A 20,820-nucleotide genomic window follows, 5' to 3' on the forward strand; every position below is an offset into this window, starting at 1 on the left:
CGGCCCCGCCTGTCCGGCCCCGCCTGACTGCCCGGCCCGGCCCGGCCCGCCCCGCCCCCGGGCAGCCTGCCGCGGATCGTTGTGAGCGGTCAGCGCCGTCCGCCGCAGGCCGGAACCACCGTTCAGACCACCTGGGGGAAGGCGGCTCGGTCGGTGGCCGGGCGTCGCCGGGCGGCGGAGCAGGTCAGTGCCGGCCGGCGCCATGCGCCATCGGGCTGGTAGAGGTTGGTGCCGGGCGGGATGATCCCGTCGATGCGGTCGAGGGCCGAGTCGTCGAGGGTGAGCGCGGCGCCCTTGAGCGTCGCCTCCAGCTGCTGCATGGTACGCGGGCCGGTGATGACCGAGGTGACGGCAGGGTGCACCGCAGGGAAGGCGACGGCGAGTTCGGGCAGCGAGCAGCCGAGGTCCGCCGCGACCTCGATGAGCTGTTCCACGACGTCGAGTTTGGCCGCGTTCTCGGGGATCGAGGGGTCGAAGCGGTTCGGATTGATCGACGCGCGTCCGGTGGTCAGGTCGATGGGCTGTCCCTTCCTGTACTTGCCGGTCAGGAAGCCGGACGCGAGCGGGCTCCAGGTCACGACGCCCATGCCGTACCGCTGGCACACCGGGAGGACGTCGGCCTCGACGCCCGGGCGATGAGCGAGTACGGGGGCTGCTCGGTCCTGAACCGCCGCAGCCCGCGGCGCTCGGCGACGTGGTGGGCTTCCACGATGTCCTCGGCGGGGAACGTCGAGCAGCCGAACGCGCGGATCTTCCCCTGACCGACGAGGTCGCCCAGCACGTCGAGCGTCTCCTCGATGTCGGTCGTGTGGTCGGGCCTGTGCACCTGGTAGAGGTCGATCCAGTCGGTCCGCAGGCGTCGCAGGCTCTCCTCGTCGGCCGTGTCGATGAAGTTGATGCCCTGGTCGAGGGCGTGGTGGATGATGCGGGCGCAGTCGTCGTGGTCGGGGTTGCCGACGGCGCCGAACATCATGGAGCCCAGACAGTGGACGCTCACCTCGATGCCGGTGCCGCCGAGGACGCGGTAACGCATGATCTGGCTCCTGGGAAATATCGTGGGAAGTGCGGATGTGCGTGGAATGGCTCCACCTCTGCGTCAACCTGCGCGCCTCGGGCATGCCGCTGCCCGCCATCCGGCAGTACGCGCATCTCATCCGGCAGGGCGCCGGCAACGAAGAGGACCTCCTGGCGCTGCTGCGGAGGCACCGCGGCGAGGTGACGACGCAGATCGAGCAGCCCACCGAGAACCTCGACCCGATCAACCACAGGATCGCGCACTACGCCGATCAGCTCGCCCGGGCCACCACCGGCCCCATCCGCTGCGCGCCCGCCGCCACCGACGCGTGAGGCAGGCCGGCCGCGGCCCGTTCACACGGCCCCGCGCGCCGAGCGTACGCGTGCCGCCTGACGGTGGCCCGCGGTGCTGCCCGGATAACGTTCCGCGAACGTTCACTATGCGCTTCAGTGAGCGGGGCTACCGAAATGGGGCCTTAGTCGGCAGAATCCAGCGAGCACAACGAAGCACCAGGTCAACGAAAGTGAGACTGCGCGACGATGGAAGCTCGCACCATCAGGCAACGGGGACCGACGGGCGAGCGCCGGTTGTCGTTGCTCTATCTGGCGCCCTCGCTGATCATTTTTGCCGTCTTCGTCTTCTACCCGCTGGGCAGGACGTTCTACCTGTCCACGATGGGGACCGACATCATCGGGCGAGCCAACAAGTTCGTCGGGCTTGACAACTTCGCAGGCATGTTCAGCGACCCGGGCTTCTTCAAGGCGCTGGGGACCACGGCGTTATTCGCCCTCTTCACCGTGGTTCCGGCGATCGTCGGCGCACTCGCGGTCGTCCTGCTGCTGGAGTCGCGGATCAGCGGGCAGAGGATGTTCCGTACGGTGTTCGCGCTGCCGTTCGCCTTCTCCGTGGCCACCGCGTCGGTGATCTTCGCCCTCATCTACAACCCGGCCGTGGGCATGGCCAACGGCATCCTCAGCCACGTCGGCGTCGACCGGATCGGCTGGCTGACCGAGCCGGACCTGGCTCTGATCTCGATCTCGATCACCACGGTCTGGATGACGCTCGGCTACAACGTCCTCGTCCTGTCCGCGGGGGTCGGCGCGATCCCCGCCGAGGTGGTGGAGGCGGCCAGGCTCGACGGCGCGACGGGATGGCGGTTGCACAGCCGGATCACCGTTCCCATGCTCTCCCCGCAGCTGTTCTTCCTCATCGTGATCTCCACGATCCACGCGCTGCAGAGCTTCGGGCAGATCCACATCCTCACCAAGGGCGGCCCGGACGGGGCGACGTCCACGCTGGTCTATTGGATCTACGAGAAGGCCTTCAGCTACGGGTCGTCGGACTTCGGCACGGCCAGTGCCGCGGCGATCGTGCTCCTGGTGGTCGTCCTCGCGTGTACCGGCATCCAGTTCGGTGTGCTGGAAAGGAGAGTCCACTACCGATGAGCACCTCCTCCTCGGCCGCGAGCAAGATCGTTGTCTATCTCGTGCTCATCGTGTGCGCGCTCCCGGTGGTCTTCCCGCTCTACTACGCGTTCATAGGCGGCATCATGACGCCGAGCGACCTGGCCAGCTATCCGCCGAAGCTCCTCCCGACGGCGATCGACGTCGGCAACTACGCGTCGGCGCTCGACACCATCCCGCTGGCCAGGCAGTATCTCAACTCGGCGATCCAGACCGGCATCGTCACCATCTGCCAGCTCCTGTCCAGCGTCCTGGCCGCCTACGCGTTCGCGTTCCTGCGGATGTGGGCCAAGACGGCGATGTTCGCGCTGTTCATGGTGACGCTCATGGTGCCGTGGGAAGCGATCATCCTGCCCAACTACCTGCTGATCTCGGACCTGGGGCTGACCAAGGGGCCGCTCACCTACCTCGGGCTCACGCTGCCCTTCCTCGCCCACGCCTTCGGCACGTTCCTGCTGCGGCAGTCGTTCCTGCAGTTCCCGATCGAGGTGCGTGACGCCGCGGTGATGGACGGATGCGGCCATCTGCGGTTCCTGTGGCGGATCCTGCTTCCCCTGTCGAAACCGGCCATCGCCGCCGTCGGCGTCTACGTATTCATGACCACCTGGAACCAGTACTTCTGGCCGTTGATCCTCGGCAACGACGACCAGTACAAGACGCTGCAGATCGGCGTCTCCATGTTGAACGACGCCGAATCGTCCAGCCCGACGCTCATCCTGGCCGGGGTCACCCTCGCACTGCTGCCCACCCTCGTGCTCGTGATCTTCGGGCAGCGTTTCATCATCCGCGGCCTCACCGCGGGCGCGGTGAAGTAATCGTGAACAAGAAACGGAGTTCCCAGATGGCACGACCCCGATTTCGGCGTACGCGCGACGGGCTGGTGGTCACGGCCGCGCTCTCCCTCGCTCTGACGGGCTGCGGTGGCGATGCGGGCTCGGGCGAAGGCGGCGAGGCCGCCACGGCGCCCGGCGCGGACGCGATCACCGAACCGATCGAGATCGAGTTCTGGCACTCGATGAAGGAGAAGAACGAGCTCGCCATCAAGGCCATGGTGGACGACTTCAAGAAGGTGAACGACAAGATCACCGTGAAGCCGGTCTTCAAGGGCGACTACGACCAGATGGTCGTCGCCTACAAGCAGGCCGTACAGCAGGAGGCCACGCCGCCCCTGGTCCAGATCTACGACATCGGCTCGCGGTTCATGTACGACTCCCAGCAGGTCGTCCCGATGTACAAGTTCATCGAGCTGGACAAGTTCGACCAGAACGCGAACATCGAGCCCAACATCGCCAGCTACTACACGATCAAGAACAAGCTCTGGTCGATGCCGTTCAACTCCTCGGCGCCGCTGCTCTACATGAACGCGGACGCCGTGAAGAAGGCCGGGCTCGACCCGGACAAGCCGCCCGCCACGCTCGACGAGGTCGGCGAGTGGGCGAAGAAGCTCACCGTCGAAGAGGGCGGAACGGTCAAGCAGTTCGGCTTCAACGCCGCGCTCTACGGCTGGTTCGTCGAGCAGTTGACCGCCCAGGACAACACCGAATACTGCGACAACGGCAACGGCAGGAACGGCCTGGCCAGCAAGGTGAACTTCGGCACCGGCGCCGGACCCAAGTTCGCCCAGTGGCTGGGCGACCTGGTGAAGGAGGGCTACGCCACCAACACCGGCCGACCGACCGACCAGGCCCAGAACGCGTTCAAGACCGGGACGATCGCCCTGCACCTGGAGTCAACCTCCGCCCTTGGCGGCTACACCGAGGCCGCGAAGGGCAAGTTCGAGCTGAAGACCGCCCCGTTCCCCAAGGTGTCCGACTCCTCCAGCGGCGGCACGATCATCGGCGGCGCCTCCCTGTGGATCAACGCGGCCGGGCACTCCGACGCGGAGAAGCGGGCCGCCTGGGAGTTCGTGAAGTTCTCCAACACGCCCGAGCAGCAGGCGAAGTGGCACGAAGCCACCGGCTACGTGCCGGTCAACCCGCAGGCCAAGGCGAACGACAACCCCAACTTCCAGGTCGCGGTGACGCAGCTGCGCGCCCAGCAGCCGTCGGCGGCCACGTCGGGCTGCCTCCTCGGCGTCATGCCCGAGGCCAGGAAGGCGGCGGAGGTCGGTCTCGAGCAGGCCGTGCCCGCCGGGGCGGGCCAGGAGCCGCGGACCCCGGCCGAGCAGGCGATGCAGAACGCCGCCGCCACGCTGCAGACGCCCATCCAGAAGTACAACGCCAACGTCGAGCAGTGACACCCAGGGGCGGGCGTCCACCGGAGGACGCCAGCCCCTGGCGCCGGTGCCGCCGAGGCGTGCCCTCGCCCTCAGACGCGACGCCCGTGACGGACCCGGCGCCGGCTCAGCGGCCATCCGGCCACCCGCGCGCGGCGCGCAGCCAGGCGCCGGGCACCACGGTGGGTCAACGCCGGTGCGGGAACGCCGCCGCCGTCAGGAACTCCCCACCGTCCTGCCGGACCGTCAGTTCGCCTCCCTCGGCGGCGACGCGTTGTTCGAGGGCGGCCAGTCCCCGCAGCTCGGGCAGTGGTGCCTGCGGGGCGCCGTCGTTGACGATGGTGATGCTCGACTCCGACAGCGTGATCCGCACCCACGTCGCCTGGGCGTGGCGCAGGATGTTGGTCGTGGTCTCGCGCAGAACCTGGCCGAGCAGCTCGCCCGCGGCCGGGTCGACGTCCGCTTCGCGGTTGACGCGCACCTGGATGCCCGCGGCCTCGAAGAGGTTTCTCGCGTTCTCCAGCTCCGCGGAGAGGTTGAGCCGCCGCTGCGCGTAGGCGAGCTCCTTCGTCTGGGTGATGGTGTCGCTGACCAGGGCGTGAATCTCCCGCAGCTCCTGTTTGGCGCGTTCGGTGTCGTTGGCGACGAGTTTCTGGGCGAGCGCCGTTTTCAGCTTCACCACGTGGAGGGTGTGGCCCTGGATGTCGTGCAGGTCACTGGCGAAGCGGACGCGCTCGCGGATGACGGCCAGCTCCGCTTCCCGCTCCCGTGCCTCCTCCAGCTCCGTGACGACGTCGTAGAACCGCTTGTTGGGGAACCTGAGCCCGATCAGCGCCGCGGTGACGCCCGTGGGGACGAGGACGTACTGGATCAGAACACCGGAAAAGTCGTCGTGCGCCCCCAGCAGTTTCGTCGCGCCCACCGCGGCGACGTAGGCGGTCAGCGCGAAGGCCGCCAGGCTCCGGTGGCGCGGCAACTGGGGGATGACGAAGGAGCCCACACAGGAGAGGGCGAAGAACGCCGCGCTGCCGCCGATCACCAGCACGGAGAAGGGCCACACGGCCGTGGCGACGAGCAGACAGGGGAGCGCGACGCGCAGGACGTCGCCTGCCGCCCACCGCACGAAGGCCACCAGGGCCGCCACCACGCCCGCGCCCAGGACGACAACGTCCCACCAGGACCGGGCGTCCTTCGCCACCACCAGCGCCCCTGCGGCGACGAGCATCGGGAGGAACATGGTGAGGTTGATCCGGCGCAGTTGCCCCTGCGCCGGCTCGAACTCTTCGGAGGCCGTGTTCGTCGGGCTCACTGGTCCTCACCTGGTCGCCGGGCGTCGGTCCGCGTGCTGGGATCGCGGCCGTCCACCCCGGCCAGGTCCACGGCCGGGAGTGCGTCGCAGTGGGCTGGCATGGGTGGCTCTCCGGGATCCGACGGGCAGCGTACGCCCCAGTATTCTTCCTGCTCCGCGGTGTCACCAGTGACATCACGTCATGACGTCACCTGCGGGAATGTCACGGCGAGGTCGTGACGTGGGCGCACTGGCGGATGAGCGCGGCGACGGCTGAGATCGACGGCATGTCATCGACCGGCCGTATCGACGGCCCGCCCTCGAAGCCCGCCGCCGGAGCCCCGCCGCGCCCGACCCCGATGGCGGAACGCGTCCTCGCTCCCGACCTCGCCCGCGGCATGATGTTGTTGCTGATCGCCCTGGCCCACGTGCCGTGGTTCCTCTACGACGCACCGGTGGGCACGATCATGCTGCACCCCGTCGACGGGAACCTCGCGGACAGGATCGCGCAGGCCTTGACCCTGACCGTCGTGGACGCCCGTACGCACACCATGTTCGGCTTCCTCTTCGCCTACGGCATCGGGCAGCTGTACGCCCGGCGGATGTCGCGCGGCACGAGCCCGGAGCAGGCCCGCCGGCTCCTGCGCCGCCGGCACCTGTGGATGCTCGTCTTCGGCGCGGTGCACGCCGCCCTGCTGTGGCAGGGCGACATCATCGGGATGTACGGCCTGATCGGGCTCGTCATGGTGCCGCTGTTCTTCGGCCGGAGCGATCGCACCCTCAGGATCTGGGCGGGTGTCCTCCTGGCCCTGGGCGCCCTGGCGGTCATCGCCACGACGATCACGGCCATGGCGGTCACGGGCGGATCCGCGCCCGTCGCGGCCGACGTGCAGCGGATCAGCATCGCCGAGCCGGGCTACCTGCTCTCCGCCGCGATCCGTTTCCCCATGTGGCTGGCCCAACTGGTCTCGGGGCTGATCACCCTCGCCCTGCCGACGGGGTTCCTCCTCGGCGTCCTCGCGGCACGGCACCGGATCCTCGAGGAGCCGTCCCGGCACCTGCCGCTGCTGCGCCGGGTCGCGGTGCTCGGCATCGCGGCCGGCTGGCTCACCGGAGCGGCGCTCGCCCTGCAGCACGTGGGCGTGCTCGGCCTCCCCTCCGCGGCGGCGCTGTCCGCGCTGCACTTCTACACCGGCATCTTCGCCGGGGTGGGATACGCCGCGCTCTTCGGCCTCATCGCCCACCGGATCACCGCTCGCGGGACCCGGGAACTGCTGCCCGTCCGTGCGCTGGTGGCCCTCGGCCGTCGCTCCCTCAGCGGCTACCTCACCCAGTCGCTGGTGTTCGGGCCGTTCCTGGCGGCCTGGGGCCTCGGCCTGGGCGCGCACCTGTCGAGCTGGCAGGCGGCGCTCGTGGCACTCGCCACCTGGCTGCTCACCGTGGTGGCGGCGTTCCTGATGGACCGCGCCGGCGTACGCGGTCCGGCGGAGACCCTGCTGCGCAGGCTGACCTACCGCTGACCGTTCCTCAACAGTGTCCAGGAGCGACATCTGATGCCACGTCCCGGAACCGCGCGCATCCCGAACGGATTGGATGCGCTGGTCCCCCGCGTACCCTGTGTCCCCGCTCGGACACGTGCATCCTGTGCACGTTCCGTGACGGGTGGGCGGGTTCCCTCACACCCCCGTGCGCCCGGTGCGGCCTGGACGGTCCGATCGGGGAGGGGCTGAGGGCAAGGAGAGCTGGCGCCGAGGAGGGTGCAAGGCTCACCGGCCGGTGTTGCTGCACGACGGAGACCATCCCGTCGGTTGTGCCCCAGATCGCGGCCCAGACGCACGCAACGACCAGGTGGCTGACGGTGAGTGGGCTGATCGCGAGCAGTACGGTGCCGTCGGCGAGTGCTGCGACCGCGATCCCGCGTCCCGGCAGGTTGCCGGCGAGATGGCCGGCAAGGAAGGTGCCGTCAGGCTTGCGCCGGGAGCATGACCTTGGGCAAGGCTACCGAGATGCCGATCGCGGCAACGACGCCCAGGGCAACGACGCCCAGGGCAACGACGCCCAGGGCGGCGACGGCCCAGAGCGTGCGGCGCCGGTCGACGCCGCCGATCAGGTTGCCCGGAGGCATGCCCCAGCGCGGTTGACAACGTCAGCCCACCGATGACCAGCGCAATGGCACGCCCTCGCCGTTCGGCAGGCGTGATCGCGAACCGGCGCAGCGACAGCCGGCCTCAACGCGGACACGGTCACCAGGTGGCCGGCAGGCCTACCTCACGTCGGCGGGGTGCGATTCAATCACGGTTACCTGCCTGCTGGGACAGGCTGAACTCCACGCCCTGGTCATCCGTGCAGTGGGCGTAGGCACCGGACGGGATGGTGATCGGATCTTCTGCCGTGCCACCGAGTTCGCGCACCTGGGCGACGGCGGCGGTGATGTCGTCGACGGCGAAGAAGACGCGGGGGTGTCGTGACGCATCATCGTGCGGCGATCCGCCCATGGGCGCGGGCCCCTGGATCATCGAGTAACCCGGGAAGTTGCCCTCATAGAACGTCCAGCCGAACAGCGAGCCCCAGAACCGCTGGGTTGCTTGGATGTCCCTGCTCGGCAGCTCGAAGTAGGTGACCTGTCCACCCATGGCCTATCCCTCCTGCATGTCAGTGCTGCTGACATGCAGACTATGTCATACTCCTGACATGACGCAAGAAGAGGTCGTCGGCGACCTTGACCAGTCGGTGGGCTACGTCCTCAAGCAGGTGCAAGCGTCACCGCACGCCGCGATGGACGAAGTGCTGCGTCCCCTGGGTCTCACCGTTGCCCAATACGCCTGCCTCGAACTGCTCGGCCAGCATCCGGGACTGTCCAACTCCGACCTCGCCCGCCACGCCTTCGTCACACGCCAGTCGATGAACGTCGTCCTTCGCCGGCTGCAAGAGCGGGGCCTGCTCACCCGGCCTGCTCACGCCGCTCATGGGCGTGCCCTGCCCACCGAGCTCACCCGAGCCGGGCAATCGACGCTGCGCGAGGCCAGTGTCGCCGTGCGCGCCGTCGAACGGCGGATCTTCGCGCCGTTGTCGCGGGAGCGGCAGCGCCGGCTACGCGAGGACCTCGCCTCCCGCGCAGCCGCGCACTGAGCAGCGCCGCCAAGGTGTCACGCAGCTCGCGAAGTCCTTTCAGCACGCACGCCTTGGCGATCTCCCGGGTGGTTTCCAGCCGCGTCTTGTCCCGCTTGGTGTAGCGCTTCACGCAGGAAGGATCGTCGATCCCACCTGGGCGGCGACACCGTCCAGGACCTCGTGCGGCAGCTCCAGCGGATCGGCCAGGAAGCACCCAAGCAGCGAACGGTCACAAGCGCTGTCGCCCGTAACATTCTGTAGATCAATACTGTGCTGTGAAACCGCCCGGCCTTTCACCAGACGCTCCAGCGCATGGGCGCTCGCCCTGCGGGTCGAGGAGAACACGGCGGGGCCGCCGGTCATCGGGCCGCCCTTTCGGCGTGCGGGGCGGTCAGGGCCCGGAAGTAGTTGTGCACGGCCGCCAGGTCGACGCTGTCACCCCGGTAGCCGACGTACTTGTCCGGGCGGATGAGGTAGAGGCTGGGCCGGCGCACGCCGTAGCGGTTGTGCGCCTGGCTGCGCGGGTCCACGGCGACGCCGCCGGCCAGGCCGTGTGGCAGGTGGCCGCGCGTGATGAGGTGGGCTTCGCCGTGCCCGGCCATCGCCGCGCACGCCGCGGATCGCCAGGCCTCCAGGGTGGCGGGGTCGGTGGTGTCGGCGGCGAACAGCAGCAGGTGATGGCCGGGTCCGCGCAGCAGGTGCCGCAGCGCCACCGGGCCGTCGCGCCTTTCGAGGTGGACGTCGCGCATCACGTCCCCCGGCTGCGGGCCGGCGTCGGCGAGGTCGTTCCAGGCCCTGGCCGGAGACTCGGCCCAGCGCTGGAAGACCAGGGGGCTGTCGTGATAGTTGACCAGGTGCTCCCCGAAGGCGTTGGACAACCGCTGTTGCACGGGGTTGAGCCGGCCGAGCAGGCGCAGCGCGTGCCGTCTGGCCCTGCGGGCGACCAGGGTGTCGCCGGTGACGACCTTGGTCGTGGTCGAGGTGGCGTCGACGACCGCCTTGGCCACGGGCCAGCGTTCGGCGTGGTAGCTGTCCAGGAGGGTCTCGGCGGCGTCGCCGGTGACGACGAGCGCGAGTTTCCAGCCCAGGTTGTACGCGTCCTGCATGCCGGTGTTCATGCCCTGCCCGCCCACCGGGCTGTGGTTGTGCGCGGCGTCTCCCACGAGCAGGACACGACCGTCGCGCAGACGCTCGGCCAGGCTCTCGCGGGCCACGAACGACGAGCTCCACTGCAGATCGCGCAGGCGCGAGTCCAGCGGCGTACGATCGGCGACCAGGGCGCTGAAGTCGTCGAGGCCGGGTGCCGCCGGCGAAGACCCGGCGGAGTCGGCGGTGACGGCCGTGTGGGCCGTCTGGGCCGCGTGGGCGCGGTCGCTAGTGCTGGCTGTGTTGCCTGTGTTGGAGGTGTTGGCGAGGATCCGCCAGTAGCCCCCCGCCATGGGGAAGACCGCGACGAGGCCCGATCGGGCGAAATAGACATGGAAGCGGTCGCGTGTCAGCGGCCAGTCAGCAGCGACGTCACCCAGGATGAATCCGCGCCGCAGGTCGGCCCGCTGCCTGCCGATGCCGGTCGTCTCGCGGACGGTGCTGTGCGCGCCGTCCGCCCCGATCAACCACGTGGTCGCGCAGCGTTCGCGGCGGCCGTCGGCGTGCTGGAGGTCCACGGTGACGCCGTGTTCACCCGTCTTCTGGTCCAGCAGGCGGGTGCCCCATTCGATGGAGACTCCGAGCTGCTCCACCCGTTCGCGCAGCAGGCTGACCGTCTGCCACTGCGGGATGCACAGGTCGAAAGGGAACGGGGAGTCCACGGCCGTGACGTCCATCTCGGCGAGTGTCGTGGTGCCCTGGTAGAAGTTCAGCGCGTGCAGCGGTATGCCGCGGTCGAGGGCGTCTTCGGCCAGCCCGAGGTCGTCAAGGACCTCAAGGGTCCGGGCCACGATGGACACCGCCCGGCTCTCGCGATGGTCCGCGGCCCCCGCGTCGACGACGCGAGGCACCACCCCTCTGCGGGCCAGCTCGATCGCCAGCACCAGGCCGGTCGGCCCCGCACCCACGATAAGGACGTCTTCTCCGACGGTCACTGTTCCTCCAAAAAACGAACGATCGTTCTTTTAGAACAGCACGAGGGTGCCCGTACAGTCAAGAGCGAATGTTCGTTCGCTATACGTCTGCCCGGCCCGGCGCCGACATCAGGGCGCGCAGGCCGTTGCGGAAAGCCGCCGAGTCCGCGAGGCTGTCCTGGTCGTCGTGGCCGTACACCGCCCGGGACACCAGGAAGCCGTCCACCAGTGCCATCAGGACCTCCGCCACCTGCTCGGCCGGGACGTCGCCGGAGAGCAGCCCATGCCGCTGATGGCGCGCCACCAGCCCGCCGACCACTCGCCGGGCCTCCTTCATGACGGTCTGGAGCTTCGTGCGCAGCGGCGGTGAGCGCAGCGCCTCCGCCCACACCTGGACCAGGAACTGCGCGGACTCCCGCGAGCCGGACAGCGGTGGACGGCCGACCTGCAGCACGACGTCGACGATGTCGTCCAGGCCGGGCGGTGTGGCCGACTCGTCCGCCTCGAACGTCGCAGCCAGCTCGGCGACGGCCTCGGAGGCGGTCGCCGCGATGATGTCGTCCTTGCTCTTGAAGTACCGATAGACGGCGCCCGCCGACAGGTCGGCCTCGGCCAGGATGTCCTGCATGGACGTGGCGTGAAAGCCGTTGCGGATGAAGCAGCGCCGGGCGGCGTCGAGGATCTGGCGGCGCCGGGCCTCCAGATGTTCTTTGGGCATGCGGGCCATGGGACCTCAAGTTAGAACGAACATTCGTCCTTGACAACTCGACCGCGATCACCATAGTGAAGGAACGTTCGTTTTCTATGGAGAGAGGTATCCCATGTCCGTCACTGCGATCGTCCTGAGCGCGCTGGTCGCTCTCGTCTTCCTCCTTGCCGGCGCCCAGAAGGCCCTGCTACGTCCCCAGGTCAGCGCCAACCTGCTGCGTCTCGGTGTGGGCCCGGCCATGACGCGGTCGATCGGGCTGCTGGAGATCGCCGGCTCCCTCGGACTCGTGGCCGGCATAGGGGCCCGGCCGCTCGCCATCGCGGCGGCGAGCGGCCTCACCCTGCTCCTGCTGGGGGCCGTCGGCTACCACCTGCGCGCCAAGGACTTCTCCCGCCGGGAGCACCGGTCCCATGCGGTGGCCCCCGTCCTGCTGGCACTGCTCACCAGCGCGACCACGATCGTGCTGCTGACGACGTCATGACCAGCACCGGCCGGGACGCCGCGACGCCTTCGAGCCGCCTCGCCCCGGGGAGGTGATCTGTCTCACACAGGGTCACAACGATGGAGCGGGCGGTGTCCTATGCCGAACGCCTTTGGGAAGAAGGAGCACCATGGCCGGGAACGCCCAGGTCGTTGTGGTCGGCGGCGGATACGCCGGCGTCCTGGCGCCGATCGTCTCACGCGGAGTGACGACGTGACAGCGTCGCGCGCCGGCCACCCGCTGAACGGTCCCGCTCGCGACCGCAGCGGACCACCGGGGCGGTCGGACGGCTACCGGCGAAGGACCTTACCGTGGTGACGCACGAGAACGCCTGCCGCGAAGGAGGAGTCGAGGCATGAGTGGCCACACCACTGATCCGGCGACCGAAGCCTTCGTCGCCCATCGCAATCTGCTCTTCACCGTCGCCTACGAGATGCTCGGATCCGCGGCCGACGCCGAAGACGTCCTCCAGGAGACCTGGCTGCGGTGGGTGAAAGCCGACCTCGGTCAGGTGCGCGACCAGCGCGCCTACCTGGTCAGGATCACGACCCGGCAGTCGCTCAACCGGCTGCGCACGATGACGCGCCGCAAGGAGGCGTACGTCGGTTCCTGGCTGCCCGAACCGCTGCTCACCGCGCCGGACGTGGCCGACGACGCCGAGCTCGCCGAGAGCGTGTCGATGGCGCTCATGCTCGTCCTCGACACGCTCTCACCGATCGAGCGCGCCGTCTTCGTCCTGCGCGAGGCCTTCGACATCGGCTACGACGAGATCGCGGCCGCCGTCCGCAAGAGCCCCGCGGCCGTCCGCCAGATCGCCCACCGCGCCCGCCGGCACGTCAACGCCCGGCGCCCGCGCGAGGCGGTCCCTCCGAGCATGACCCGGGCGGCTCTGGAGTCGTTCCAGCGCGCGGTCGAGACCGGGGATCTGCAGGGTCTGCTCGACGTGCTGGCCCCTGAGGTCGTCCTGGTAACCGACGGCGGCGGGGTCAAGCAGAGTGCGCGGCGGCCGATCATCGGTGCCGAGAAGGTGGCCCGCTTCATCATCGGTGGTTCCGGCAAGGCCGAGGTCGCGCTCACCGGTGACCCCACCGTGATCAACGGCAACCCGGCACTCGTCCTGCGCGTCGACGGCGCGTTCGACGGCGTCATAACGATCCGGGTCGAGGATGGCCGCATCACCGGCCTCTACTACGTCCGCAACCCCGAGAAGCTGACCCGCGTCGAGTCCGAGATTCCACTCACTCGGCGATGAACACCGCCCCGCACCTGACGCTGGCACGTGGCTCCCGCCGACCGGCACCGATCAGCAGGATCCGGGTGGTGAATCCTCGGTCAGCGCAGCCTGTGTCGACGCGTGCCGTGCTGAATTGAATACACAGCGAGTAACGCGTTCCCGACCGTCATGGGCAAGCGCTTATTGTCCTCTTCTCGGCGACGCCATCAGCAGGGTCGGCTGTTTCTCCGGCGCGCCACCGTCATGAACGGCAGGCCGCCGAGCTGCGGTTTCATTGTCCAAGTCGGGGGCTGGACAATGTTTGGACAATTCTCAGACAAATGTCGGTTGCCGCCGCCCGAAGGGCCCGGCATAGTCGGAACCGTTCCCCCTTCACCCCGGCCCGGAGCCTGTTTCTGGCGCTGCTCCGCGCTGGCCGGAAGGCGAATCCTTCATCGTTCGTTTTTTCGTGGAGAGAAAGGATGAGAAAGTGAATGGCAAGAAGCTGACCTTGGCCCTGGCGGGATGCGGCGCCGCACTGGCGCTGCTGTCCGCGCCCGCCACTGCCGCCACGACGGGGGCGGTCACCACCGCGACGGCCGTCGCCCAGGCAGTCGAGCGGGACAGCACCGCCTGCATCAAGCCCAGCGGGAGGAAGACCAACTACTCCTGGTCGAACGGCAACTCCTCCACGACGGTCTACTTCAACAACCACTGCTCCCACCGGGTGTACGCCAAGCTGCACTTCAAGGGACCCGCGGGGACGAGAACGGAGTGCCTGGCCACCAACGGCGGAACCAAGGGCAAGAAGAAGTTCCGCAAGGGCCTGGCCGAGAACCTCACCAACATCAGCAGGGACTGCTGACCTTCGGGCGCCGCCATCCCGGCGGACCTCCACCACGAGAACCGCGGGCGACCCACGCCCGCCCCACCCAAAGGAGTCGGTCCGACATGAAGATCCACGTAGCAGCGGCCGCGGTGTCCGTCACGGCGATCTCGACGCTCCTCCTGAGCGCCGGACCAGCCAGCGCCCACCCGTACGACGGGAAGGACCCCTACAGGAGCGGGTGTGCCGCCTCCAAGGTGTACACCGGGAAGAAGGCCTCGCTGAAGAACGAGATCGGTGACAGCCTGGGCACGGTCCAGCTTTACTACTCCCGCCGCTGCGGCACCAACTGGGGCGAGGCGAGGGTGTCAAAGCACGGAACGGGCCAGATCACGGTCTTCACCAGCTCCAGGAACATTTCCTTCACCTACCGCGCCGGCAACGGCGGGCACCACTGGGGCGACATGGTCTACGCCCCCAGCGGCGTCTGCGCCAAGGCCTCGGCCAGCGTGTCGAACGGGATCGGCCGCGTCAACAAGGGCAGCGGCACCACGGGGAAGGCCTGCGGTTGACGCGGCTTCAGACGTCCAGGGCGGCGCGGATCAGGTCGCGGAGCTCGTCGTCGGTGATGGCGGCGGCATCGGCGGGACGCATCCGGATGGTTCCCTTGCTGGTCTGGAGCCGCGGTTGGCGGGCGATGAAGTCGGTGACGCGGTCCCGGCTCCAGCCGTAGAGAGACACCCCGTGCTGCCACACGCCGACGTGGAGGCGGCGGCGTCCGACCTTGTAGGTGGGCATCTTGTAGGACAGCACCACGGCGGCGTCGGGACATACCTCCACGATCAGGCGATGCAGCCGATCGAACAGCGGGCGGTGGGCGGGGTCGATCGCGTCAACATAGCCGCGAACTGCGTCGTCCATGGTCCCATCCTCGCCGAACCCCGCGCGGCCTCGCCATCAGGCTCGCCACCCTCGACCGCCACCGGTCCTCACTGCCGTCAGCCTCGCCCGCCGGCCCGGTCAGCCACATCGGTCGCACGGGTGCACGGGTGCACGGGTGCACGGGTGCACGGGTGCACGGGTGCGCGGGTGCGCGATCTCCTCCACGGGTGGGGCACGGGTCCGACTTTGGTGGGTGATGGCTCCGCCGTACCGGAGATTAGCCTGAGCCGGTGAACGAGAAACGACCCCCGCACCTGGTCGCGGTCGCCGGCGTGCTCATCGTGATGGGCGCGCTGACCGCGGTGTCGTTGTGGAGCCTGGCCGGCCGGCCCACCTGGGGGCTGGATCTCGCGGTCGCGGCGGTGAGCCTGGCCGCCGCGCTCGCCCAGCTGCGGTGGCCGGTCTCCGGGGCGCTGGCAGTCACCCTCCTGGCCACGCTTTCCCCGGTGGCCACACCCGCGGCTTCGATGGGGGCGCTGCAGGTGGCCCAGCGCAGGCGCTTCCCCGTCGCTGCGGTTGTGACGGGGGCGGGCATCGCGGCCCACGTGGTCCAGGGGCTGTGGCGGCCGAACTCCGGCATCTCCTTCGGTTGGTGGCTGCTGCTGATCTGCGTCGCTTACGGCGCGCTGCTCGGCTGGGGCGCGCTCGCCCGCTCCCGCCGCGCCCTGCTGGAGTCCCTGCGCGAACGCGCCCGCCGCGCCGAGGCCGAGCAGGGCAGGCGGGTCGCCGAGGCCCGCATGGCCGAACGCCGGCGGCTCGCCAGAGAGATGCACGACGTGCTGGCCCACCGCCTCTCCCTGGTGGCCACCCACGCGGGGGCCCTGGAATTCCGCCCCGACTCCTGCCCTGAACAGCTCGCCCGGGCGGCCGGGGTGATCCGCGCCGGCGTGCACCAGGCGCTGGAGGAGTTGCGCCAGGTGATCGGCCTGCTCCGCGAGCAGGACGACCAGCCGGACGAACTGCGGCCCCGCCCGGGCCTGGCCGACCTGCCCGGCCTGATCACCGACGCACGGCAGGCCGACCAGGCGGTACGGCTCCACGAGGAGGTCACCGACGTCGCCGCCCTACCGGCGGCCGCGTCGCAGACCGCGTACCGCGTGCTGCAGGAAGGGCTGACCAACGCCCGCAAACATGCCCCAGGCCAGCCGATCGAGGTGCTGCTGCGCGGCACCCCCGGCACGCCCCTGCTGATCGACATGCGCAACCCGCTGCCCTCGGCGGACGCGGCCCCCCTCGCGCCGGGCAGCGGGCTCGGCCTGGTCGGGCTCACCGAGCGGGTACGCCTGGCCGGCGGGCAGCTGGATCACCAGAGCACCGGGGGAGAGTTCCGGCTGCAGGCCCGGCTACCATGGCCGGCGTGATCCGCGTGCTGCTGGTAGACGACGACGCCCTGGTCCGCGCCGGTCTTTTCATGATGCTCGACGGCGCGGCCGGCATCACCGTCGTCGCCGAGGCGGGCGACGGCCAGGAGGCCATCGCCGCGACCGACGCGCACGCGCCCGACGTCGTCCTGATGGACCTGCGCATGCCGAGCGTGGACGGCATCACCGCGACCCGCCGGCTGCGCGCTCGCGCCCGGCCGCCCGAGGTGATCGTGGTGACCACGTTCGACACCGACGAGAACGTCCTGCACGCGCTCCGCGCCGGTGCCGCCGGGTTCCTGCTCAAGGACACCTCGCCACCGCAGATCGTGGAAGCGATCACACGGGTGGTGGCGGGCGACCCGATCCTGTCCCCAGGCATCACCAGGCGGTTGATGGACCGCACCGTCGCCCAGGCCGGGGCGTACGAGCGGGCGCGCGCCGCGCTGGCCGCCCTCACCCCGCGCGAGCAGGAGGTGGCGCTGGCGATCGGCCGGGGCAGGACGAACGCCGGCATCGCCGCCGACCTCGCCATGGGCATCACGACGGTGAAGGCCCACGTCTCCAGCATCCTGACCAAGCTCGACCTGGGCAACCGCACCCAGATCGCGCTCCTCGCCCACGACGCGGGCCTTACCTGACCCCATCCGCCCGCGAGGCCGGGTTTCCCGCCTCACGGCCGGACCTGGACCAGATAGCCGGCCAACTCGGCCGGGCGCGACAACATCACCATGTGGCTGCCGGGCATCTCGTCCGGGGTGATGCCGAGCCGCTCCTTGACGTGGCGGCGCACGAAGTCAGGGGTGAACAAACGATCGTCGCGGCAGAGCAGGTATCGCGTCGGAACGTCCGGCCAGGCGGCCAGCGGCCAGGGCTCGCGACACGCCCGCTCCATGCTCATCCTCTCGGCGAGCGCACCGTCGTGGGCCAGCACCCGCTCGGCCAGCTCACGCGGAACGTCGTGCAGGTAGAGCTCGTAGGCGTCGTCGATGTCTGACGAGGCTCGGCCGCTGCGCTCCCACCAGTCGTCCGGCGTCTCACCAGGGCTCGGGATCATGGCGCTCACCAGCACGAGCGCTGCGGCTCCGGCACGGGCGCAGACGAGCGGGCCCACGAAGCCGCCCCACGAATGAGCCACCACCACGAGGGGCCGGCGCTCGCCGACTGCCTGGCCGACGGCATCCGCGTAGTTCCAGAGCCCCGCCCGCGGATCGGACATGGGCAGGTCCACCGCGATCGTGTCATGCCCGCGGCCGCGGAGCTCGGCTTCGAGCAGGTGCCAGTCGTAGGCGCTTCCGCCGCCGCCGTGGATGAGAGCGAAGGTTGTCATACCGGTTCTGACCGGCGGCGGCGCGGAAACTCATCGCCCGGGCCCGGGCCCGGGCCGGAGCCGGCGATCGGCTGGCTCAGCCGAGGACCGCGATGGCTTCGATCTCGACCAGATGGTCGGGTACGTCCAGCGCCGCGACCCCCGGCAGGGTGGCCGGTGGGACCGGAGTGACCCCCAGCTTCGCGGCTTCGACACCTGACGGCGCGGCTCCTCCTGCGCGTGAGAGACGCGGGGTGGCGGGTTCATGGCTGGTCGTAGTGGCCCGCGGCGATGTCCTCCAGGAGGGTGGGGCCGGTGGGCCGCCAGCCGAGCAGGTCGCGCGTGATCGTGCTCGTGGCGGGGACGTCGGCGGACAGGAACCGGCCGACGAACAGGATCTCGTCGGCGAGCCGCTCCGCGGGGACAGACGTCGCCGGCACGCCGAGGCGGTCGGCGAGGGCTTCGGCGATCCGCCGGACGGGCACGCCTTCTTCGGCGGCGGCGTGCAGGATCGTGCCTGCGGGGGCGTTCTCGAGCCCGAGCCGGACCAGGCGGGCGGCGTCGGACCGGTGGACGGCGGGCCAGCGGTTGTGTCCCTCGCCGGGATAGGCGGAGGCTCCGCGTCGCCGGGCGGCCTGCGCGACGATGGCGACGAAGCCGTGGTCCTCTTCGCCGTGGACGGTCGGGGCGAAGCGGACGGGGACGACGCGTACGCCACGGCCGGCGTAGGTCAGGGCGAGGTTCTCGGCGCCGCCGCGCGGTGAGTCGGGGCCGACCGCGGGACTGGGATCCCGCTCTGTCGCCGGACGTCCGAGGCCGGGCATGGCGAGGCCGCTCGCGAGCACGAACGGCCGATCGGACCCGGCGAGCGTGTCGCTGATGGTCTGCACCGAGGCCCGTTCGGCGCTGTTGGAGACCTCGGGGCGGGTCCAGTCGTGCTTGTTCGCGAGGTGGACCACGCCGTCGGCCGCGTTCGCACCCTCGCGGATCTGGTCGAGGTCGTCGAGGTCGCCGCGGCGGACGTCCGCCCCGAGGTCCTTGACGACGGATGCCGAGGCATCGGAGCGGGCCAGGCCGGTCACGGCGTGACCGGCGGCGATGAGCTCGGCGACGACGGCGCGGCCGATGAATCCGGACGCACCGGTGACGAAGACGTGCATGCTGTGCTCACTTTCGAGTGATGTCAGGCGCTGACATCACTCATGCTAGCGCTGATGTCAGGCGATGTCATCACTTCGGTTCCGGCTACGATCCGGACATGGCACGTTGGGCACCTGGGGCGTCAGAACGTCTGCAACGGGCGGCGATGGAGCTGTTCGCCGAGGACGGCTTCGAGGCGACGACCGTGGCCGGGATCGCCGCGCGGGCCGGGGTGACCGAGCGCACGTTCTTCCGTCATTTCGCGGACAAGCGCGAGGTGCTGTTCGCCGGGGAGAGCCTGCTGGAGAAGGTCTTCGTCGACGCGATCGCCAACGCCCCCGCAGGGGCGCCGCCGGCCGGCCCGCTCCTCGCGGCGCTCGACGCCGGGGGCCGGGCCCTGCAGGACGAGCGGGGCCGGGATCACGCCCGCGCCCGGAACGAGATCATCACGGCGAACGAGCAGCTGCGCGAGCGCGAGCTGCTCAAGCTGGCGAAGCTCTCCCACGCCGTGACCACCGCGCTCGTCGAACGCGGCGTCGCCGACGTGACCGCTTGCCTGGCCGGTGAGCTGGTCGTTCTGGTGTTCAGAACGGCCTTCACCCGGTGGATCGCCCCCGGCGAGACCCGCGACCTGGTCGAACTGCAGCGCGAAGGGTTCGCCGCGGTCAACGACCTGGCCCGTACCGGAACCTGACCGCGGTCAGGCCGCCCATCCTTCGACGTCGGCGATGCCGCTGCACCCGAGCGTGCCGATCCCGGCCGATCTTCACCTGACGGTGCTGTCGGCGAGGTGGGCGGCGTGAAGGGTTCCGGCGGCTGCTATGGTGTTGGCCACTTGTGACCGGACGAGGAGACCAGACGTGGCAGGTGACGACGACATCTCCGGGTGATACCGGAGAGTGACGGGCCCTGGCAGGCGCCATGACCGCCGCCGATGTGGCCCCGGTCGTCGTTCCCGAATCCCTGTCCCCTTCCGCCGGGCGGCTTCGGCGCGCCCCGCGTTCTCCTACGAGGTCTTCTCGCATGTCCGACGCGTTCATCATCGTCTCCAACCTGTCCTTCTCCTGGCACGACGACACCCCGGTCTTCACCGACCTGTCCTTCACCGTGGCCGCCGGCCGTACGGGCCTGGTCGCCCCGAACGGCGCGGGCAAGTCCACGTTGCTGCGCATGATCAGCGGTGAGCAGGAGCCGGACGACGGCACCATCAGGCGGGCCGGCGGCCGGGTCGCCTACCTGTCGCAGCGACTCGACCTGCTCGACGTGGAGCGCACCGTGGCCGAGAACCTGTCCGCGTTCGCCTCCGGCACGCAGGAGGCGGAACGGATGAACCTGCTCGCCCGTTTCCTGTTCCGGGGCTCGCGCGCCCACCTTCCGGTCGGAGTGCTCTCGGGCGGTGAACGCCTGCGCGCCACGCTGGCCTGCGTGCTGTGCGCGGATGCCGCTCCCCAGCTCCTGCTGCTTGACGAGCCCACGAACAACCTCGATCTGGTCAGCGTCGGACAGCTGGAGAGCGCGCTCGGCGCGTACGAAGGGGCCTTCGTGGTGGTCAGCCACGACGAGCGGTTCCTCGCGGAGATCAAGGTGGGCCGCTGGCTGGAGCTGTCCGGCGGGCGGCTGGTGGAGCGCGGCGGGCCCGCCGGCGAGTGACAGTCGTCGGCGTGTCCGGACGCGGGGATGGCTGTGA

Annotated in this window: 23 protein-coding genes and 1 pseudogene; 14 read left to right on the plus strand and 10 right to left on the minus strand. The window is 69.9% G+C overall.

Annotated features, from left to right (window positions below; translation table 11 throughout):
• Nucleotides 1–122: 122 nt before the first annotated feature.
• Nucleotides 123–1,033, minus strand: a pseudogene (locus E1294_RS56475) (aldo/keto reductase).
• A 41-nt stretch (nucleotides 1,034–1,074) separates the two neighbouring features.
• Between E1294_RS56475 and E1294_RS37740 the strand changes: the two are divergent.
• The 4 genes from E1294_RS37740 to E1294_RS37755 all read left to right on the plus strand — a co-directional run bounded on the left by E1294_RS37740 (nucleotide 1,075) and on the right by E1294_RS37755 (nucleotide 4,714).
• Complete coding sequence (locus E1294_RS37740; RefSeq protein WP_165977684.1) at nucleotides 1,075–1,347, plus strand: MerR family DNA-binding protein; 273 nt, start codon at nucleotides 1,075–1,077, stop codon at nucleotides 1,345–1,347.
• Nucleotides 1,348–1,554: 207 nt separating this feature from the next.
• Entirely contained in the window at nucleotides 1,555–2,460 is a 906-nt protein-coding gene (locus E1294_RS37745) for a carbohydrate ABC transporter permease (RefSeq protein WP_132515771.1), read from the plus strand.
• Nucleotides 2,457–3,293: a carbohydrate ABC transporter permease gene (locus E1294_RS37750; RefSeq protein ID WP_132515772.1), complete on the plus strand. Its 837-nt coding sequence runs from the start codon at nucleotides 2,457–2,459 to the stop codon at nucleotides 3,291–3,293. The genes E1294_RS37745 and E1294_RS37750 overlap by 4 nt, the downstream gene beginning before the upstream one ends.
• A gap of 26 nt (nucleotides 3,294–3,319) precedes the next feature.
• Entirely contained in the window at nucleotides 3,320–4,714 is a 1,395-nt protein-coding gene (locus tag E1294_RS37755) for an ABC transporter substrate-binding protein (RefSeq protein WP_132515773.1), read from the plus strand.
• Between the two features lie 166 nt (nucleotides 4,715–4,880).
• Here E1294_RS37755 and E1294_RS37760 read toward each other — a convergent pair whose 3' ends face one another.
• Nucleotides 4,881–6,002, minus strand: a complete 1,122-nt coding sequence (locus E1294_RS37760; RefSeq protein WP_246083582.1) for a sensor histidine kinase — start codon at nucleotides 6,000–6,002, stop codon at nucleotides 4,881–4,883.
• A gap of 215 nt (nucleotides 6,003–6,217) precedes the next feature.
• Between E1294_RS37760 and E1294_RS37765 the strand changes: the two genes are divergently transcribed.
• Nucleotides 6,218–7,501 (plus strand): DUF418 domain-containing protein, encoded by a 1,284-nt coding sequence (locus tag E1294_RS37765; protein WP_246083583.1) that lies wholly within the window; start codon nucleotides 6,218–6,220, stop codon nucleotides 7,499–7,501.
• Nucleotides 7,502–7,944: 443 nt separating this feature from the next.
• Here the strand turns inward: E1294_RS37765 and E1294_RS53330 are convergent, their stop codons facing one another.
• Complete coding sequence (locus E1294_RS53330) at nucleotides 7,945–8,106, minus strand: hypothetical protein (protein WP_165977685.1); 162 nt, start codon at nucleotides 8,104–8,106, stop codon at nucleotides 7,945–7,947.
• Between the two features lie 163 nt (nucleotides 8,107–8,269).
• Entirely contained in the window at nucleotides 8,270–8,614 is a 345-nt protein-coding gene (locus tag E1294_RS37775) for a VOC family protein (protein ID WP_132515774.1), read from the minus strand.
• A 58-nt stretch (nucleotides 8,615–8,672) separates the two neighbouring features.
• On the opposite strand from E1294_RS37775, the gene E1294_RS37780 reads away from it, so the two are divergent.
• Complete coding sequence (locus E1294_RS37780) at nucleotides 8,673–9,110, plus strand: MarR family winged helix-turn-helix transcriptional regulator (protein WP_132515775.1); 438 nt, start codon at nucleotides 8,673–8,675, stop codon at nucleotides 9,108–9,110.
• 108 nt (nucleotides 9,111–9,218) lie between these two features.
• Here E1294_RS37780 and E1294_RS37785 read toward each other — a convergent pair whose 3' ends face one another.
• From E1294_RS37785 to E1294_RS37795, 3 genes are all read right to left on the minus strand, one after another.
• The gene (locus tag E1294_RS37785; protein WP_132515776.1) at nucleotides 9,219–9,455 is read right to left on the minus strand and encodes a hypothetical protein; all 237 of its coding nucleotides are present in this window, start codon (nucleotides 9,453–9,455) and stop codon (nucleotides 9,219–9,221) included.
• Nucleotides 9,452–11,173 (minus strand): FAD-dependent monooxygenase, encoded by a 1,722-nt coding sequence (locus E1294_RS37790; RefSeq protein WP_132515777.1) that lies wholly within the window; start codon nucleotides 11,171–11,173, stop codon nucleotides 9,452–9,454. The genes E1294_RS37785 and E1294_RS37790 overlap by 4 nt, the downstream gene beginning before the upstream one ends.
• A 79-nt stretch (nucleotides 11,174–11,252) precedes the next feature.
• Entirely contained in the window at nucleotides 11,253–11,870 is a 618-nt protein-coding gene (locus tag E1294_RS37795) for a TetR/AcrR family transcriptional regulator (RefSeq protein WP_220448150.1), read from the minus strand.
• Between the two features lie 103 nt (nucleotides 11,871–11,973).
• Between E1294_RS37795 and E1294_RS37800 the strand changes: the two genes are divergently transcribed.
• The 4 genes from E1294_RS37800 (at nucleotide 11,974) to E1294_RS53340 (ending at nucleotide 14,953) form a co-directional block, all read left to right on the plus strand.
• Nucleotides 11,974–12,342 (plus strand): DoxX family protein, encoded by a 369-nt coding sequence (locus tag E1294_RS37800; RefSeq protein ID WP_132515779.1) that lies wholly within the window; start codon nucleotides 11,974–11,976, stop codon nucleotides 12,340–12,342.
• Between the two features lie 355 nt (nucleotides 12,343–12,697).
• Nucleotides 12,698–13,594, plus strand: a complete 897-nt coding sequence (locus E1294_RS37805) for an RNA polymerase sigma-70 factor (RefSeq protein WP_132515780.1) — start codon at nucleotides 12,698–12,700, stop codon at nucleotides 13,592–13,594.
• Between the two features lie 451 nt (nucleotides 13,595–14,045).
• The gene (locus E1294_RS53335; protein ID WP_165977686.1) at nucleotides 14,046–14,420 is read left to right on the plus strand and encodes a hypothetical protein; all 375 of its coding nucleotides are present in this window, start codon (nucleotides 14,046–14,048) and stop codon (nucleotides 14,418–14,420) included.
• An 86-nt stretch (nucleotides 14,421–14,506) separates the two neighbouring features.
• Nucleotides 14,507–14,953: a DUF2690 domain-containing protein gene (locus tag E1294_RS53340; protein ID WP_165977687.1), complete on the plus strand. Its 447-nt coding sequence runs from the start codon at nucleotides 14,507–14,509 to the stop codon at nucleotides 14,951–14,953.
• 7 nt (nucleotides 14,954–14,960) lie between these two features.
• On the opposite strand, the gene E1294_RS37815 is transcribed toward E1294_RS53340, so the two are convergent.
• Nucleotides 14,961–15,302 (minus strand): iron chaperone, encoded by a 342-nt coding sequence (locus E1294_RS37815; RefSeq protein WP_132515782.1) that lies wholly within the window; start codon nucleotides 15,300–15,302, stop codon nucleotides 14,961–14,963.
• A gap of 251 nt (nucleotides 15,303–15,553) precedes the next feature.
• Between E1294_RS37815 and E1294_RS37820 the strand changes: the two genes are divergently transcribed.
• Together E1294_RS37820 and E1294_RS37825 are read left to right on the plus strand one after the other, a co-directional pair.
• Nucleotides 15,554–16,684 carry a sensor histidine kinase gene (locus E1294_RS37820; RefSeq protein WP_246083584.1) on the plus strand — a complete coding sequence of 377 codons (1,131 nt, stop codon included), beginning with the start codon at nucleotides 15,554–15,556 and terminating at the stop codon, nucleotides 16,682–16,684.
• The gene (locus E1294_RS37825) at nucleotides 16,672–17,325 is read left to right on the plus strand and encodes a response regulator (protein ID WP_132515783.1); all 654 of its coding nucleotides are present in this window, start codon (nucleotides 16,672–16,674) and stop codon (nucleotides 17,323–17,325) included. Before E1294_RS37820 ends, E1294_RS37825 begins: the two co-directional genes overlap by 13 nt.
• A 32-nt stretch (nucleotides 17,326–17,357) precedes the next feature.
• On the opposite strand, the gene E1294_RS37830 is transcribed toward E1294_RS37825, so the two are convergent.
• Both E1294_RS37830 and E1294_RS37835 read right to left on the minus strand, forming a co-directional pair.
• Complete coding sequence (locus E1294_RS37830) at nucleotides 17,358–18,014, minus strand: alpha/beta fold hydrolase (RefSeq protein WP_132515784.1); 657 nt, start codon at nucleotides 18,012–18,014, stop codon at nucleotides 17,358–17,360.
• Nucleotides 18,015–18,256: 242 nt separating this feature from the next.
• On the minus strand, nucleotides 18,257–19,153 hold the full coding sequence (locus E1294_RS37835; RefSeq protein ID WP_132515785.1) for an SDR family oxidoreductase: 897 nt from the start codon (nucleotides 19,151–19,153) through the stop codon (nucleotides 18,257–18,259).
• A 98-nt stretch (nucleotides 19,154–19,251) separates the two neighbouring features.
• Here E1294_RS37835 and E1294_RS37840 point away from each other — a divergent pair, with 98 nt between their 5' ends.
• Both E1294_RS37840 and E1294_RS37845 read left to right on the plus strand, forming a co-directional pair.
• A complete protein-coding gene (locus tag E1294_RS37840) occupies nucleotides 19,252–19,827 on the plus strand; it encodes a helix-turn-helix domain-containing protein (RefSeq protein WP_132515786.1) in 576 nt (191 codons plus the stop codon).
• A gap of 329 nt (nucleotides 19,828–20,156) precedes the next feature.
• Nucleotides 20,157–20,783, plus strand: a complete 627-nt coding sequence (locus E1294_RS37845) for an ATP-binding cassette domain-containing protein (RefSeq protein ID WP_281284571.1) — start codon at nucleotides 20,157–20,159, stop codon at nucleotides 20,781–20,783.
• Nucleotides 20,784–20,820: the final 37 nt, after the last annotated feature.

It is taken from the genome of Nonomuraea diastatica (assembly GCF_004349015.1).
GTDB lineage: Bacteria > Actinomycetota > Actinomycetes > Streptosporangiales > Streptosporangiaceae > Nonomuraea > Nonomuraea diastatica.